Origin of the sequence: Lederbergia galactosidilytica (assembly GCF_017873565.1) — a bacterium.
Taxonomy (GTDB): domain Bacteria; phylum Bacillota; class Bacilli; order Bacillales; family Bacillaceae_C; genus Lederbergia; species Lederbergia galactosidilytica.
This window is the reverse complement of record NZ_JAGGKH010000012.1, coordinates 151,286-169,230: the sequence shown is the minus strand read 5'-3', so window position 1 is coordinate 169,230 and position 17,945 is coordinate 151,286. Positions and strand designations below refer to the sequence as shown.

Annotated in this window: 10 protein-coding genes; 9 read left to right on the top strand and 1 reads right to left on the bottom strand. The window is 37.5% G+C overall.

What is annotated here, in order from left to right; genetic code table 11:
- Window positions 1-567: 567 nt before the first annotated feature.
- The 5 genes from J2Z23_RS13975 to J2Z23_RS13955 all read left to right on the top strand — a co-directional run bounded on the left by J2Z23_RS13975 (window position 568) and on the right by J2Z23_RS13955 (window position 8,648).
- Window positions 568-1,422 carry a 5'-methylthioadenosine/S-adenosylhomocysteine nucleosidase gene (locus J2Z23_RS13975; protein WP_057984729.1) on the top strand — a complete coding sequence of 285 codons (855 nt, stop codon included), beginning with the start codon at window positions 568-570 and terminating at the stop codon, window positions 1,420-1,422.
- A 768-nt stretch (window positions 1,423-2,190) separates the two neighbouring features.
- Entirely contained in the window at window positions 2,191-3,417 is a 1,227-nt protein-coding gene (locus tag J2Z23_RS13970) for a hypothetical protein (protein WP_209974284.1), read from the top strand.
- Window positions 3,393-4,805, top strand: a complete 1,413-nt coding sequence (locus J2Z23_RS13965) for a hypothetical protein (RefSeq protein ID WP_057984736.1) — start codon at window positions 3,393-3,395, stop codon at window positions 4,803-4,805. Before J2Z23_RS13970 ends, J2Z23_RS13965 begins: the two co-directional genes overlap by 25 nt.
- Window positions 4,747-5,436, top strand: coding sequence for a hypothetical protein (locus tag J2Z23_RS13960; protein ID WP_057984738.1), 690 nt, complete (start codon window positions 4,747-4,749; stop codon window positions 5,434-5,436). The genes J2Z23_RS13965 and J2Z23_RS13960 overlap by 59 nt, the downstream gene beginning before the upstream one ends.
- Window positions 5,433-8,648, top strand: a complete 3,216-nt coding sequence (locus tag J2Z23_RS13955; RefSeq protein ID WP_057984740.1) for a coiled-coil domain-containing protein — start codon at window positions 5,433-5,435, stop codon at window positions 8,646-8,648. Before J2Z23_RS13960 ends, J2Z23_RS13955 begins: the two co-directional genes overlap by 4 nt.
- A gap of 821 nt (window positions 8,649-9,469) precedes the next feature.
- Here J2Z23_RS13955 and J2Z23_RS13950 read toward each other — a convergent pair.
- Window positions 9,470-10,444, bottom strand: coding sequence for an Abi family protein (locus J2Z23_RS13950; protein ID WP_057984742.1), 975 nt, complete (start codon window positions 10,442-10,444; stop codon window positions 9,470-9,472).
- Window positions 10,445-11,159: 715 nt separating this feature from the next.
- Between J2Z23_RS13950 and J2Z23_RS22730 the strand changes: the two genes are divergently transcribed.
- The 4 genes from J2Z23_RS22730 (at window position 11,160) to J2Z23_RS13930 (ending at window position 17,799) form a co-directional block, all read left to right on the top strand.
- Window positions 11,160-11,945, top strand: coding sequence for a carbohydrate-binding protein (locus J2Z23_RS22730; RefSeq protein WP_338018432.1), 786 nt, complete (start codon window positions 11,160-11,162; stop codon window positions 11,943-11,945).
- A gap of 5 nt (window positions 11,946-11,950) precedes the next feature.
- The gene (gene pelA, locus J2Z23_RS13940) at window positions 11,951-15,010 is read left to right on the top strand and encodes a pectate lyase (RefSeq protein WP_209974280.1); all 3,060 of its coding nucleotides are present in this window, start codon (window positions 11,951-11,953) and stop codon (window positions 15,008-15,010) included.
- 701 nt (window positions 15,011-15,711) lie between these two features.
- Complete coding sequence (locus J2Z23_RS13935) at window positions 15,712-16,776, top strand: hypothetical protein (protein ID WP_057984744.1); 1,065 nt, start codon at window positions 15,712-15,714, stop codon at window positions 16,774-16,776.
- Window positions 16,777-17,232: 456 nt separating this feature from the next.
- Window positions 17,233-17,799 (top strand): NADPH-dependent FMN reductase, encoded by a 567-nt coding sequence (locus J2Z23_RS13930; protein ID WP_083492373.1) that lies wholly within the window; start codon window positions 17,233-17,235, stop codon window positions 17,797-17,799.
- Window positions 17,800-17,945 lie beyond the last annotated feature (146 nt).

Sequence of the window (17,945 nt, the reverse complement as noted above, 5' to 3'; positions counted from 1 at the left end):
ACTGACTTTTCTCTCCAAAATTATGGAAGGATGGGTCGGTTTTATTTGTTGGGCAGTAAAAAAATCAAAAAATCGGCAGATTTTCAGTGCCCTCCGTAGGAAGCAAAAGGGTGGTTTTCAACAAAGTAAGTAATTTTTGACAACCACCACCCTAACGGTAGAGGTTGTGAGAGAAGTGTTCAAAGCACTTCTCTTTATTAGTATATTCTAATTATATAACAAATAAACCAAAAAATAAAGTAAGGCCTGTTTCTTTCTATTAGTGATATTATGTTCAAAAATTCCTTTTCTTGAAAATGAAGGAAAAGGAGTGGGTGGCTTTTTTTATATTTGCTCCTCTCATTCGCTGAAGTTTCTGATAATAGATGCTAAAAGCCATATAATTTCTTCGAGTCTAAGAATCTCTTACAATTCAGTATCTTTTGGATCTGACACTGATTCTATTACTTTTTCCAAACACATAGATCGTCCTATTGTGCTTTTCTTAAATATCTCCTATACTAAAACTGAACATTAAATACATAAACTTATTTAATGTTCGTATTTCACTTCGTTAGGGGGATCATAATGATAAAAAGTATGAAAGTATTTGCAATTTTAGCTATTTCTATGTTGATGCTAATGGGCTGTACATCGGCACAAGGAACATCAAGCGAAACAAATGAACAACCTGAAAAGAAGGAACCGATCGCTGTACAAGGGGCGATGGATGTGGAAGTTTCTGCATTGCTTGATGCAATGGGTGACTATAAAGAAGAAAAATATGGCAATTATTCATTTTATGTTGGGGAAATTGAAGAGATTCCTGTTGTTGTGTCAAGAACAGAGGTAGGTATGGTCAATGCCGCAGCATCCACTACACTTTTGATTGAGAAATATCAGCCAAAAGCGATTATTAACCAAGGAACAGCTGGTGGACATGATCCAAATATACATGTATTTGATACAGTTATTGGTACAGAGGTGATGAATATTGGCAGCTTCCGTTCTGAACATCTTGACGAAGGACAAGGGATGAAGCCAGAAAAATGGATTCATATGACAACGGACATAAGGGAAGCAGATGGAGAAACGAAAGAGTATGCGGCCCTTCCAAGTGATGAAAAGCTAGTGGAAGCTGCTTTAAGTGTAGCAGATCAATATGAATATGGTGAGGTCGTAGAAGGAAAAATCGGTAGTGGTGACTGGTGGAATAGAGAGATTGACCGAATTCAGTGGTTTCACGAAAACTTCGGAACAAGTGCCGAAGAAATGGAGGCTTTTGCCGTCGCTCAAGTCGCTCATGTACAAGATATACCTTTCTTATCGATACGTACCATCTCAAACTCTGAAGTCACAGATGATAATATTGAGGACTTAGAAAAGGCTGGACAATATGGCGCCGAGTTTTCGGTTGAAGTTGTCAAGGCAATCGGGAAATAATAGAACAAAAAGGCGGATCTGTCTTAGGGACGGATCCGCTTTTATCTTCTCTGGCATGGTTTCTGATCAGATCTACACTAATTTTTATTACTAAGCAGACATTTTTCCCCACACCTCTTCAGCTATTTCAAAAGTATGCTTCATTTTATTCCATATTTTTTCATCTGTTTGTTATTTGTTCTCTCTTCGGTACTTGAAAATCTACATTGTGGACTTAGGGCTAAAATTGATCTGAGAAGATGAATTGACTTGCTTCTTATATACGTTGGATAGTGAGATTTGATATAGAATTTTTAAAATAGAATCGCTTAATCAGAACTGATGAAATTGTCCTTGATTTTAAAGTCCTGATGATTTGCTGACCTGAGGAGACTTCTAAAATAACTTAAAGGATTCAATTTCGAATAGGGGACCAGAGTGACTAAACGGACTTAATCCTATGGAATACAGAGGGTCACTACTTAGGTCAGCCTTATTAATCGGCTGCCTATTCGCGGTAACTTTACCACATACGCATACAAAGCCTATAGTAAAAGACGGATAAGATAAAAACACAAATTCGGTATACAAGCCAGTTCTTCTTATATTCAAAACTACAATCAGTGCAACGGTCCGTTTGATGGTACTCAAAAAACTATTAAAATATAGCCAGCTTACCACATGTTTTTATATGGGTTTGATACGCCTACACATTTTTAAAAATGATATACTAAAGAAAGAATAAATGTGAGGGAAGTCCTAGTTCTCATGAAATGAATTAATATTAGTTTGCTGAAGGTGAGTCTATTGCACACAAAAGAATTTATCCAAAAATATATATGTAAGTCTGGGGAAACGATTGAACAGCTTAGTCAAAATGAATGGCAAATCCAAAAGTGGACGGCGCGGACTTTTAAAACAATGGGGAATGTTCTGGCGGAGGAACAGTACGATCAATCGCCAGTAGAGGAAATAAAAGGTTTAAAGCTAAAACCCCATTCTCGTAGAAATTCATTACCCTTATCAGAGAAGATAATACAAGAAGGGTTGTATAAAGGATGGATTATTCAAGAAATCCGCTTTAAGAAAGATGGTAGGACACCAGCAGATTCGGTGTATCGAATGGGGCCTGGATTATTTATATATGAAAGGCTGAGGTCAGAGAAAGTTGATTTAGAGGATAGAGAACTCAAACAAATTTTATTAAAAGAATTGGAAAACTCAAAGGGCACCTTACCAAATGATTTTCTAAATAAGATTAGTGAATTTACGATGGAAACAATAGATTCTGAGTCATGGGGCAAAGAGAGAGTTCGGAAGTTTTACCACTTTTTAATCGCTTACCTCCGTTTAAGAAGAAGGAAATCTCGGATGGAATTTAAAGAAATTGGGGCCACTTATTATAAAAAAGTGGGCGGCTCAAAAGCTTTTGATTCATATCAGGATGTTTTCATCGATCGCTTGGAAAAATGGCTGAATGCACCAGCATATGAATTAGGTATTATTAGCTTTGGTTCGATTGTACCCGTATTCTTTACAGGAAATTTGCATGGCCGTAGCTCTCGTTATTCTTTGGGAACTGTTCATGCTACGACAGATATTGCGATCGCAGGTGAGTTATTTCATACAAATGCAAAGAATTTGTGGCTTGTTGAAAATCGGGCTGTATTAACAAGAATGGCTGTCGAGGTTGATTTTCTGGAAACATCTCAATCATTTGTACTTGGTGTTGATGGTCAGATTCGAGGCGCGCATCGAAAAATGATTAAACAGTTATGTCTCAACTCTTCCATCGAAAAAGCCTTTATATGGGTGGATTATGACAAAGCAGGCCAAATCATTGCAAGGGATATCGCTCATTTGGCGGAGGAGACACCTTATCTAATAGTCGGAAATCTAGGTCATTTGTTTTCCTCCCACGAAGAATATGTAAAATCGTTGAGCGAGACTCAACCAGCAGAACAAGAGATGACGCTAGGAGGGCCAGAAGAATGGAGAAAATGGATCGAGAAGTAATTTCTATTTTTAAATCGGATCACGAATTACCCCAGATGTCGAGAGCTATGAGGGACATTATCTCTTTAGCTGGTGTCATGAAAGATCTCTCTTCAGAGTCAGCCTTTGCTTCTCCGTTAGAGATGTTACGTTTTTTAAGAATCATCGAATTAATCCATGAGGAAGCATATGGTCTAAGTGATCCAATTGATAGTGCAGAAACACTCTATTATCGTTACCAAGCACGGTATAAAGATGGGGAGCTACCCACAAAAGCAAGAGTCAATCAGATTGTGACAATTTTGGCAAAGAATAATTGGATAAGCAAACAGACGCATCAGATCAAAATGATGAGTGTAGGCAAGCGGATGATGGATGCTTTAACAAGGTTAGCCAATGATTCCCTGGCCTATTATTTGGAGGATGAAATTGGGCGCTCCTTGTTTCAAGCGCGGCGAGACGCGGAAATTAGTGAAGCATATGACGATAAAGGAATTTCCGGTGGGAATAGGATCGCCAGTTTAATTCATAATGTGCAAGGCGCCATTGATATGTTGAAGGAACGAGAGTTGGAGCTTCTTGCTGACCGTAATGCTTTGCCGCAACTTCAATTAATTCATACACTCATGGAGGAACTGGAAGGAAAACTGCAAGAAAGAATTAACCAATTTCAAACCATCGAAGACAGTCTCGTTCTCAGTAATTTGATGCAAAAAGGAGCAGGGGTGCTAGCTGAGGGGACAAGCTTATCGATTGGCTTGATTAATAAATATTTGCAATTTATGAATGTTCAACAGACACCACTTCAAACGGAAATTTCTCCAGAAAAAGTTCGTGTTTTTATTGAGAAAATGTTTAATCCTCCTCCTGAATCAGAAATCCCAAATGCGCACCAGCTTTTTAGTTTTATGGAGCAAGCCCAGTATGAAGGGGAAGAAAGAGACGGTATTTGGATGCCAGTTAAATATGCAACGCCACTGTCCTATTTAGACATTGAAAAGGGAATTGACTTTTTGGAAAACTATGAGCCTGTTGTGGCAGATCTTGAAGAAGTAAAAACCCTCGAATTTCACGAGGAAAATATCGAGGTAGATTCGGTGACAGAATTAGTCGAGGAAGCGAGTTGGCTGCTCACAAAGGCAAGTATTGATACAGAAAAAATTGAGAACTATTTACAACAGAAAAAAGAAGCAGATATAGAAGAGACGATTATTGAGACGAGTTCTCCATCATGGGGTGATGCGATTCGCCAACTCTTAGCTATAGCAGCTCTTGAAGCTAATAAAAACATTGAATTTCGACCGAAACAGGAAGTGAAGCAATATGAGAAAGAATGGGAGTGGATCGAAGATGAAGACAGAAAATCCGGCATTCGAAGAAGAGATCATGCAACATCAAAATTTAAATAGTTTTCATACATTACGAAGTGTATTAACAGATCGAGAAGAGCAGACATTTATGTCGATATTGTTTTCATCAAGTGCCACGATTCGGGCTAATAATTTTGGTCTCTCTCGTAAAGAAGTGGAAAAGTTATTAGGTGTCACGCGTAATGACCAATACTTCTTTTCCTTTTTGTCACGAGTGAATCAAGCTGTTGGGCGTTATTATCGACTTATATATGATGAACAACGAGATCAAGTTGTTGTTCTACTGCGCGTACCAGCTTGGTCTGCTCGCCATACCCTATCGGAAGAAGCTCTTGCGGTTTTGCTCTATATGTTTTATCAACAGGAAGTGCTGAAGCACGAATATACCCTTTTATCACAATTGCTAGAAGCGTTCGGACATGAAATGTTAAAAGGGGGCCGGCGGATTCAGCTTGCCTTAGATTCGTTAAGAAAAATAGGAGCGATCGAACATGATCCGGCAACAGAAAGAAAAGATTCCTATTGTTTAACAGCGATTGGTGTTCATATGTTTTCAGATTCCTTTTTACGTAGAGTGGTTGAATTCAGTCATTCTAATCAATTGTCTAAAGAAGACGTGATGAAATTTTTCAGTCGTTATAATCTTTACGAACAGGAGGGAATGATGTGATTCCCTGGCGATTACAATTTTCTGGGATCCGTGATTACGGGGTAGAGGAAATGAATTTAGAAAATGAACATGACCATGTGATCATTACGGGGCCAAACGGGACAGGTAAATCCACGATTTCCTTCTGTATGGGAGCCGTTTTGCGTTCAAGCAAAGTGGATATTGATGGATTGAAATCGCAAAACCTTCCAGTAGATCAAACATGGCATGCCCAAATTCGTTTTCTTTTTAAAAATGTAGGATATTCTCGAATTGATGCCCCTTTATATATTGAATTTCGTTTATATTGTGAACAACTTCCGAAACAGCCGATCAAGCTTCGTTATGAAATTCATGATGGGGATGAAATAGACCAATTAGAACTACGGCAAACGTATCGTTCCGGAGATGTAAATAAAAACAATTATTCTGCCTATAAACGAGAACTGCAGTTTAAATACAAAATTCATCCCGACTTGTACTATTTAATTTGGTATCAGCAAGAGGTCAATCAATTTGCTGAGATGGTGCCAGAGGAGCGGTTCCGGATATTTAGTGAAATGCATGGAATCCAAAAAATTCAGAAAGACTGGGAAACAAGTTTGGAAGTTGTGAAGGAAGCTCAGGAATCATTAGCGGTCACGACGAATCAACAAAAAGCATATGAATTTAATTTGTCGGTGGCGAGAAGTGCAAAAGATCGGTATGAAGCGAATAAGAAACGGTTGCACGAAAATGGTTATCTGTATGCCTGTATGACCTATCAGCTTCAAATCGGGGCTGAACAGGATCAAGTGAAAATGGAAAAGTATATAGAAGAACGTGAATTGGAGTTGGATTCATTAATTCATCAGCAAATTGAAAATGAAGAGAGAATTGCTCTAGAGAAGGATAAGAGAAAAGACCTAATCCAGGAACAAAATCAGAAACAAGCGAGTCGAAAACAGCAACTCGAGAATTTACGGATGAATGAAGATAGGCAAGCGGAAGTGGATACTGAAGTGAACCTACTTCAAAATGAACTAAGCGAGCTAAGGGAAGCCTATCAGAAACTATCTTATTCTGAAGAAGAAACGAAAGAAAAATGGCTACAAGCAACTGAACAAGCCGAACAGTTAAGGGGAAGAGACAAGAGTTTAAGGGAAAAGATTACAAGTATGAATGATGAAATGGAATCTACTCGTCAAAAGCAGGCAGATCTAAAATCGGCTATTAAACAATGGGAGGAAAATAGTCGATCTGCACATGATCTACTAACGCGTTATACCTCAAGTTATAAGTTAACCGAAGAGATCGCCTTACTCGACGATTCCATACAAACGAAAAAGGAACAGTTGGAAGAAAAGAATAAACAACTGCGTACTTCCAAAAAAGAGTTAGAAATGTTAGAACGAAATCAGATTGAGTCACCGCGCCAGCGTGAAGCGATTCGCGAGTTGAAAAAACAGGGAATTCAAGCTTATTCCTTCAGGTATTTTATCAGTATGATAGATCATGTAGACCTTAAAAAGGAAACCCTATTTGATACGATTAAATATACGGTCTTTTATGATGGTTCAACCTGTCAGCCTGTTAATGATCTGTATCATGTGTCCTTAAAAAAGATCATTCCGGATCGATCCCTTACTGAATTACCGCAATGGGGATTACGGATGCGTGAGGGTCTCTCAACGGAAGATCAAAATAAAGCAGCCCGAGTACTATGGTGGATTGAACGATTTTTTAGCAAGGAGACTCCACGTATTGAACATGGCTGGCTCGTGGATCAACAAGGGATGAGAGGGGCACAGGAACAGGATTCCTATATTTTAAGTAAAAAGGCTTTGGAAAATCGCAAACAGAATCTTGAACAGCAAATTGATTTTTTGCAAAAAGAGCTGGAACTTTTGAAGGAGAAAGTAACGAAGGAAAATGAAACATATCAGATTTGGAACGCAGATGTTCAGAAGATAAAAGAAGCAGAAGCGTTTTTATCCACAAAAGCAGAGCAAGACTACCGAATCAAACAATTAGAACAATACAGGATTTTGTATCAGCAGCTACTAGAAGATAAAACAAGATTGGAGGAAGAGTCACAAAACACTTGGAAGGAAAGTCATCGGTTGTCGGAAGAGGTTAAAAAACTCGAAACGGACTTACAGGTATATGAGAAATTCAGTCAGCAAACGGAGAGAATTGAGCGACTGCAAAAACTAGAACAGTCTTTGAAAGAACTTAAGAATGAAATAAAAGGTCTCCGCAGCTCTATAACGACATTGAATAATGAGCTAGATGATGTGCAACAACATCTCAGAACCAACCAGCGGACTATCGATGAGTTGGAAGATGAAGGGACTCAAAATAAACGGTCCATAAAACTAATTTCTAATCAAAAACAGGAAAAAGAAGAAGAAAGAATTGCTATGAGCAAGGTTGCTGTAGGTTATAAAGAGGAGTTAGAGGAGCTTCGACAGCTTATTCCTGATCTTGTAGAAAAGGCTGCTACAAATAAGCAAGCTGATGAATCTAAATTTGAACTTCAAAATCGACAAAACCAAGCGAAAGTAGAATTTTTTACTGCAAAAAATGAAAAAGATATTGATCCCAATGCAGTGGAAAACTTTTACACGTTAGAAAAGGAAGTTCTTCGTAAAAAGGATGAATTGCTTGCTGCTAAAAATCTTTTGGAAGAAAATGAGGAACGTGCCATCCAGAATGAAAAACGATTAGAAACAGCCATTACAATGCAAGTTCAACGGATCCACCTTCTTTTTGAACAGTATATGGGCTTATTTCAGTTTGAAGGTCAGATTAAATATGAGAAAACCTTGGATAAGAAAGGCCGTCCAGTCTTTAAATTGTTTATCTACGTTCGGAAAGAAGGGCATCGGGGAAAGGTTTGGGATGTAAGTTGGAAGGCTAGAGGAGGACGCGTCGGAAAAGGTGTTTCCGGTGGGGAGGAATCTCTAAGTTCTCTATTATTCGCTCTTTCTCTATTGCAAAACTTGGAAAACCGCGCTAGTTTTATCGTAATGGATGAATTCGATAGTGCTTTGGATGAAAACCGTAAAGCCAAAGTCTTTGAACTGTATGCGGAAGAACTCCAGCGAAAATTAATTATATTATCTCCTAAAGGGCATGAAGATGAGTATTATAATCGATTTTCTAAAGCTTTTATTGTCTCACATGATCCTACTGAATTGAGAAGTAAAGTAAAGGGAATCAAACTAAATTCTGCGAAAAATTTAGTTTAGAATAGTTCTAACAACACAAGCATTCATAACATCCGACAGAAGGTGAAATACGGGGACGTAACTACTTCTCTATAGAGAGACTGAGAACCGTCCCCCTTGAACGAAGCTCGAAGCGGCTGGAAGAATGTTCCATTCACTATCAAACTAAATATGTTCACCTACTTGAAGATCATTATCAACAAAAAACATTTGAATATTTAATGATCAATTTAATTCCAACCTAGACGATGGTCATATCAACGGGTTGTTTAGAAGTTAGTTGAGCTAAAAGATAAGTGACTTTCTATTTTTCATTATAACAAAGATAATCGAACAGAAGCACAGATTTCAAGATATTACCAAGAAGCAATGAATGCTCAAGTTTCCACATTGCTTTATGCAATGGATAAGACTATAAAGAAGAGAAAAATTCAGTTATTCATTTTATGTTGGGGAGATTGAAAAAATTTCTGTTGTTGTGTCAAGAACAGAGGTGGACATGATCCGAATATACATGTGTTTGATATAGGTATTAGTACAGAGGTTATGAATATTGGAAGCGGATGGAGAAACGAACAAGTGACGGCGTCCTATGCTAGCACAAGGCTTTAAGTTAATTATATGTCATTTGTCACATGTAGGTTTTGATGGTATCCTGAATTGTAGTTCCCGTGTATAAATGGGTATTTAGGTTTTTTGGGAGTGTAGCTGGGTGATTTGTTTTTAGACCAATTTAAAAGAGGACCAGACGCATCCAGTCCCCTTAAGTGTAAGCCGAAGCTGTACACCGCTATTAATTATATAGTATGATACTATAGTTTATTCTATTCGTAAAGTACCATTTAAAGATAATTTATTAAATTATTTACCTTATTTCTGAAGTCAGAGCCCATTATAGAGGTGTGAACCGGTATGGGTATTGTACTTCTGAGTTTTTCGGACTCAGTATAAAACATTCTGACAATTTGTTTTAACTCAATCTTTGTAACACCGAGCTGTTTAAGTAGAAAAATTAAGATAATAAAATAATCAACGATGGTGTCAAAAGTAATATTAGTAATTTTAGTTTCGCTTTGTAAGTATTCTTTTAAACGTGCCGGAGGATTCATCTTTTTGAATCTGCAATCAAAGACTACAGAGTTATGAGCCACAGCGTTTCGAAGCTCTTTTATAAGGAAAATGATATCTTCCACAATTCGCCCATTCTGATTATGATTAGTAGTATGCATATTTAAATCCCTAGCAATGGCTATTCTCGTGTCTTGATTTAAACATTGTAGGAAGAATCCAAATTCACCGAGATTAATCACCTCAAATATAGCCCAAAGTGGAATTGGTTTATTGTTATGGAAAAAGTGTGAAATTACGGCTTTTTGTTCAGAATAATTGTAACTAATCTGTTGATTAATTTTATTACGTAAATCAAGTCGCTTCTTCATTTTGTCCCTATACTTGCTATTACCTGTGTTTTCTTTCTTATAATCATTTAAAAGATGTGAAAACACGAAATCAAAATCCGCAGGTCCTATACCAATTAATGTATTAAGTGTGTAGTTCTTAAGAGCTGTTTCAATGAACATTATTCTTGGGTATAATATGGTTTTCAAGTTTGTGTCGAACTCATATACCCCGACAACCTCATTAAAGTTGGTATAGGCAATTTGGTGACTAGCTCGTCCGATAAAACGATACCCTTTGTATCCATGATAATATCCAATATTTAATAAATCTCTTTTCTGTTTGCTTCCGCTAATTTCAATACCGTGTTTATCCCTGAGGTGACGCATCAATCCATTGGTTGTTTTCCCTTTTACCAAAGTAAATCTCTCCCATTTATGACTATTATCCTAATTATAAAGAATTACTAATAAAAAACAATCAGATCTGCAAATATAATTGAAAGACTAGTATTATAATTTATAATATTTCTGTGATTTTACGTTGGATTAATATCCTATAAACTATTGGAAGAGTAGGAAAGTGTATTTCTTGAGTTCTTATCTGCAATTCGATTTAATTTTTCTCTTCCGAAATCAACCTAGATTTTGGAAAAAATATCGTGTTTTAAAATTAAGTGTTTTCCCCTTTTTATGCTGCAAAACAGGTACATATGAGCTTAACTAAGGAGAAGGAAGATATTATTGTCACAATGATGAGAGTGCATATTTTTATTAGTAAAAATACCGAGATTATGATAAACACGTTTCGAGTTTTGTGAATAAATCGACAAAAGATATTGATCTTACAATATTTAGAGGGATTAAACAGACTGATTTAGGTTCAGGAGAGTCTAAAATTTGTTATTGGATAAGTATGGTAAATATGATAAAATCCAAAATGAAAACGTTGTCATTGAGGAGGCGAGTGGAAAGTTATCATAGTTAATAATCCGAAAATCGAGAGGGGAAATGGGATATGAAAGGTAAACGGTTCAGAATAGTAACTGTCATATTCATGTTGATTTTTTCTATTATACTCCCGGTTATGGCACCTACGTCTGTGAAAGCTGAGTAAGAGAATGAAAACGTTGTTATTGAAGCGGGTACCTTAGTTGAAGAAGAGAAGGAAGCTAATTCAAATGAAGATGGTATAGGAGGAATTTATGAAGCTGAATATGCCGAATTAGAAGGTGCAATCGTAGATAATAAGCATATTGGTTTTACTGGAACAGGGTTCGTTGATTACGTTCCTAATAGGCCAGGAGGCTGGATTGAATGGACAGTGGATGTTCCAATAAAGGGGATATATAATCTGGATTTTCGTTACGCACATGGTGGTACTGATTTACGACCAGCTGAAATAAAGGTTAATGGCGAAACAGTTGAATCAGAGCTACCTTTTGACCCAACAGAAGCTTTTACCGAATGGAAATATACTTCTACAAAAGCGTCATTAAAAGCAGGGGAAAATAAAATAAGTGCAACCGGGATCGCTCCAAGTGGTGGCGCCAATATTGATCATTTAAAAGTATTGATGGAAGTCGACGAAATTTATGAAGCGGAAGAAGCTAAACTGGAAGAGGGAACCGTTATTATTGATGATAAGCATGCTGGGTTTAACGGCACAGGGTTTATCGATTTTAAGCCTAATCAGCCTGGTAGTTGGATAGAGTGGACGATTGATATACCAATAGAAGGAGAATATTCCTTAGACTTCCGTTATGCACATGGAGGAACAGATAAACGTCCCGCCGAAATAAAAATAAATGATGAGGTGGTAGCGCCTGAGTTAGCTTTTGATCCAACCGGAGACTTTACAGCATGGCAATATACATCGCTTAAAGCCAAGTTAACGGTTGGTAAAATCGAATTCGCTTAACAGGAGTGGCAACAAATGGCGGCGCAAACATTGATCATCTTCGTGTTCATAATAAGTCTGGAACTTCCGAGGAGGAAGCTGGAAACATAGACTATTCTGAAATGGAAGAGATCGTTTCTGGGATGCAATTAAAGAAACTAAAAGAAATAGGGATGATCGTTGAAAAGCAAGCAAATGATGACCAACCGATTACAAGAATCGAATTCATGTCATTAATGAATGATGCCTTTGGCTTTATCAAAACGGAAAAATTTAAAAATCTTAGCAATGAAACAGCTATATGGGAGATTTCCCTAGATGAGTGGGATGCTTATGTGCTTGAGGCAGCAAAACAAGCTGGATACACAGATATTCTTGTGGATAATGGACAAATAAAACCCCATCAACAAATAACAAAAGGTGAGGCTGAGCAAATTATTGCCTACTTAGAAGGAGAGTCTACTAGCTCTTCAGCTTCCACGGGATTGACGTGGGGAGAGGCTAAGAAACTGATTGATCCATTGAAAACCAAGCATATGTCTGATGCGGTTCAAATTGTAGATGTGCATGCAATTGCCGCCAATCTGTTAGCCATTACACTAAATGGTCATTTTGAGGAATTCGATTTTGCTGATATTGAGGTCATTGTGCCGACAAGTAGCTGGGAAGGACTATCACCAGGATTTAAAAGATTGAGAGCCGATAAAGCTGCAAGAGGAATGAATAAGTTTGGGCAGACAGTTTTAATTGTTCACAGTTTAGATGAGTGGGATGAGGATGGCGAATATGAACAAGAGGTCGATAACATGAGATTCTCTGGAGATCTAGATGCTGCTATACAAGAGGCAGACAATTTGCTAACTTGGCAAATGGAGCATGGTGGCTGGACAAAGAATTGGCCTCACATATACACACGACCATGGGATGGAGAGGAACCTCGTTCTGAATGGATAAAGGATGGTGTGGAGTTAGGAACAATTGATAATGATGCGACGATTTCAGAGATTTTATTTTTAGCGCAAATTTTTCAAGAAACGCAGGATCTAAGATATAAAGAAAGTATTATGAAGGGGATAGACTTTTTATTTAAAATGCAATATCCAACTGGTGGATTTGCACAAGTATATCCTGAACGAGGGAATTACTCTGATTATGTCACATTTAATGATGAAGCGATAATTAATGTTTTGGAGCTAATGGATCAAATAGTGAAAGAAAGTTATCCATTTGATTCCGATCTTATTGATGAAGTATATCGTACAAAAGTGAAGGAATCGATTGATTTAGCCGTTGATTATATCTTAAAATCGCAAATTGAGGTGGATGGGAAATTGTTGGCCTGGTGTGCCCAACATGACCCTGTCACCTATGAACCAAGGGAGGCACGTGCTTATGAACATCCATCCATTTCTGGTTCAGAATCAATCGGCGTTATTCGCTACTTGATGTCCAGACCCCAAACGGAGGAGATTAATCAAGCTGTGTTAGGGGCATTGGAATGGCTAGATGAAGTTAAATTAGAAAACACTCGTTATATAAGTGGTGACCCGGATAATCAGTACTTTGTTGAAGAGGCTAATTCCACCGCATGGTATCGATTTTATCAAATTGGCACCAATAAACCGATTTTCTCTGGCCGAGATGGGATTATAAGGCATGATATTATGGAAATTGAAGAGGAACGTAGAAATGGATATGCATGGGGAGGAAGTTGGGGGACAAAGTTGTTAGATGTTGCTAAGCAAACTGGCTATTTTACGAATAAAGTATTTGTACAGGTTAGTGAAACGAATTCTATTGATTCATTTGGGAGAACGCTTGTCCAAGGGGATATTAAGAAGTTAAAAGGACAGATCAAACAGATGGAAAACCTTGATGAAAAACTTATTGTCGCTCAAGATGGCAGTGGGGATTATGACACCGTACAGGCAGCCATTGATGCAATTCCGGAAAATAACACAAAACCTGTGACGCTCTATGTGAAAAATGGAATATATAAAGAAGTCGTGAAAGTGCCCAAAAACAAGCCTTATATTACCATGGTCGGTGAAAGCACGGAGGATACAATGATCACGTATGACAATTATGCGGGCAAAGACAATGGCCAAGGTGGAACTATCGGGACAAGTGGAAGTGCAAGTGTCTTTCTGCAAGCAGACGATTTTCGAGCAGAAAATCTTACCTTTGAAAATGCATTTGACGAATCAGCAGATGTCGATGGAAAACAAGCGGTTGCTGTGAATGCTAGTGGGGATCGGATGTATTTTAAAAATATCCGATTTCTTGGAAATCAAGACACATTATTAACCCACTCAGGTACACAATATTATAACCAGGTATATGTAGAAGGAGATGTTGATTTCATTTTCGGAGCCGCAAGAGTGGTGTTCGAGGATTCTATCATTCACTCTTTGGACCGTGGATCTAAAACAAACAATGGCTATATTACGGCTGCTAGTACATTGCTGTCAGATGAGTTTGGCATGTTATTCTTAAATAGTAAATTTACTAGTGATGCAGCTCCTGGAACGGTCTACCTAGGGAGACCATGGCCAGCAGGTGGAAACCCCGAGGCAATGGGTAGTGTTGTGATAATGAAAAGCGAACTAGGGGAGCATATTCACAAGGATGGTTGGACATCTATGAGCGGGTTAGAACCTGAGAATGCGCGATTATTTGAATATCAAAACTACGGACTAGGTGCCATTGTGAATGAATCGCGGCGACAATTAATGGATGAAGAAGCGGCTAAATGGACAGTAGAAAATGTATTAAAAGGCTGGGATCCAAGGGAAAAAGATCCGGGAGACGGAGATCCACCGAATAGTTTAGCCGATATGCTCATATCCATTCAGCGTTATGAAGAGGAAGGGGACTTTGCCAATGCTAAGGCAGCTCGCGCTTTACACATTCATTTGACAGCCGTACAACGCTATGAGGAAAAAGGGGAAGTAGAAAAAGTCGTCAAACACCTCAATGGCTTCAAACAATTGCTCCAACATCAAATAGATGAGCAATTGATTTCCGCAAATGCTTATCACAATCTCAAAGCCGATACGGATATACTGATCAAACAATATCAATAGATTTTTAGCGACAGGTATCAGCTTCTAGGACTATTGGAATAAAAGAATAATAGTATACCACGATAGTAAAAAGCGGATCTGTTCTTGGGACAAATCCGCTTTGTTTTTTTAAAAGAGCACCAACTCATTTTAAGTGTAAGTCAAAGCTTTGCACCGTGATGATACTACTCGACTTGGATCTCCGCAAAAGTGGATTCATTCATCCCAAATCATCATAACTTGACAGAGTATGGTAAAATTAATTTATCGAAAAGAAATTTTTTGATAAGGAAATTAATTCGCCTCTTCCTGAGGGGTTTACAAGAAAAATTGAATAGTCTAATCTAAACCTAGCTCTTAGAGTTAGGTTTTTTTGACGTCAAAACCAATTTAATCGAATAGATTCGAAAGTAACAAGAGAAAAAGCTACTGATGAAAGTAGTCTAAGCAAATGAAACATTTCGATAAACTGATCTCTAGAATCGTTGTTGTTTATTTATCGCATTTAAATACCTATTTAACTTTTCGCATGGGGGTGGCTAATATCAGATTGTCACTTTCTAAATCCAAAAACTTGGTGGATCTCACGCATTAAAGGAATGGACATGTTTGATTAAATTCTAAAAAAGTGGTTGAGAATATAGATCTAATTAACTATACTATTAATGGTAAATATTACCTATGAATTTGTTCGTAAAATATAAACTTGGGGGACTTAGGAAATGTTGTTAAAGAAAAAATGGTTGGCAATGTTGGCGGTCATGACTGCTATATTACTTTTAGGCGCTTGTGGAGGAAAGAATGCAGGGGGTGGAGATCCTCTGGTTGGTGGTAGTGGTCCACAAGATGGTTCACCAGATGATTTGATGCCGATAAGTGAAGGGTTTGAAAAATACCCTGTCTGGGTTGAAGTATATGAAGATCCTGTTCGAGATACAGAAATTCAAAATATATACGTTTTTAAAAAGGGTGAAGTCACAACGTATAACTTGAATGAAGGAGATATAGGAAAAAGTGGAGTGGTAATCGAAGATATTCTGGGTATGTCTGATGATGAACTCATAAAATTTGCCAGCAAAACATCCAATAAGCAATATGACGATTATGAAAAGGAAATGAAAGATAGAAAATTTTTTAACGTGGAATCGTTCAATGAAACAAAGGAAAGCCTTTATATTGGACTTGAAGATTACTATGGAGAGGACTACAGGGGAGCCTATGATGCGTATCTTAAAGACCAAAAAACGATGATGGAAGACATAAATTTCAGCATCGAAGGAGAATGGTCCACCCAAGCGAATAAATATACGCTTGATGTAAAAATAGATGACTTAGGACAATCTACCGAAGGATTGGATCTGATCATACCAAATGCCATTTCCAAATTAGATACTGGTTTTATTAGCACTACTTTTGGTGATTATCTTGATTATTTATATTTTAATACAGATGCCATTTTTATGGAGACGGGCAATGAAGAGAGAGCTAAAACACTGGAACAAAATTACATCGAGCCCCTTAAAAATGAGGGACGTTTTGTAGAAAAGGATGGCTTTGAGTTAATGCATCCGCAAAACTTTGTCCCTAATCCGTTTGTGTGGAAAAAAGAAGAAAAGATACTCTCTTTTGACTCAGCAACCATGAATCGAAAGATTTTCGAGACAACCTTCTCAGGGATAAAAAAGGGGAATGGCGGTTTATTCACTCGTACTGATGATTCATTTGTTGGTTTTAGATTGGACAGCCCTGATTCCAAAAAGAAAAATGTAACTATTGAAGGGAAATAAAAAGAAGGAAATGGGGAAATGTTCCCGCAAAGTTAAAGTTTTTTATTATGCAACTATTTAGCTGGTTTTTGTTCTGATTTGTAAGGGACTTTAACCAGCCATTTTTTAATCCATTTATAGAAATAAATAATTTTAAAATCTTTGATTGTCCGTTATAAAAACAATGCGTTTGTTTCTCTCTCCTTAAAAAAAGAATTTTGCGTAATTCTACTTCACCAAATACTTTATATGAATTTCCTCGTTATTTCATTTTCATTAGCCTTTTTATACATCAATAGCCGCTCATATCAAAAGCGAAAATTTACGTTTTAAGGGATTACAATCTATTCATAGAATCCACAGTATCATTTTGTATACTAGAGCACTTATAAGTGCGTACTTCTCATTCTTTATCATCTGTGTATAATGGAAGGGGAAGTAAATTGATAAATCATAAATGCAGAGGTGTTTAACATAATGGCAATTAAAGTGAAGGCAATTATTGGTAGTACAAGTTCAACTTCATATAACTTGAAACTAGTTGAATATATGAGAAATCGTTATGCAGATAGATTGGACATTGTACCTGTCCTTATCAATGACCTTGAAATGTTTTCAATTGATATTGAAAACCAACCGCCTGCAAATGTGCAAGCATTCAAAGATGATGTAAAAGATTCAGATGCTGTGTTATTTGCAGTTCCTGAATATAACTTCTCGATCCCAGGTGCATTGAAAAATGCAATCGATTGGCTATCACGTGGTGGCCGTCTTGAACTTCAAAATAAACCTGGATTCATCGTAGGCGCATCTATGGGTGTATTCGGAAGTATTCGTGCTCAATTGCACTTAAGAGAAATCTTATCTAACCCAGCATTAGCGCCGGCACTATTGCCAGGTAATGAGGTATATGTTGGTTCCGTTCATGAAAAAATAAACGAAGTTGGTGAACTTACTGATCAGGCGACAATTGACTTCTTGGATGCAGTTGTGAACAACTTTATCGCGTTTTACGAAAAAACAAAGGGTACAGTGAACGCTTAAGTTTCAAGGAATATCTTTTCAAATATGTCTATTCAGGCTGTCGAGAATTCTCGACAGCCTTATTAAATAGTTATACGCAAAAAGGCATAAAATGGTTTTTCTCTAGAAGGGGAAGAGAAGTAGATGCAAACCCCGAACTGGTAATG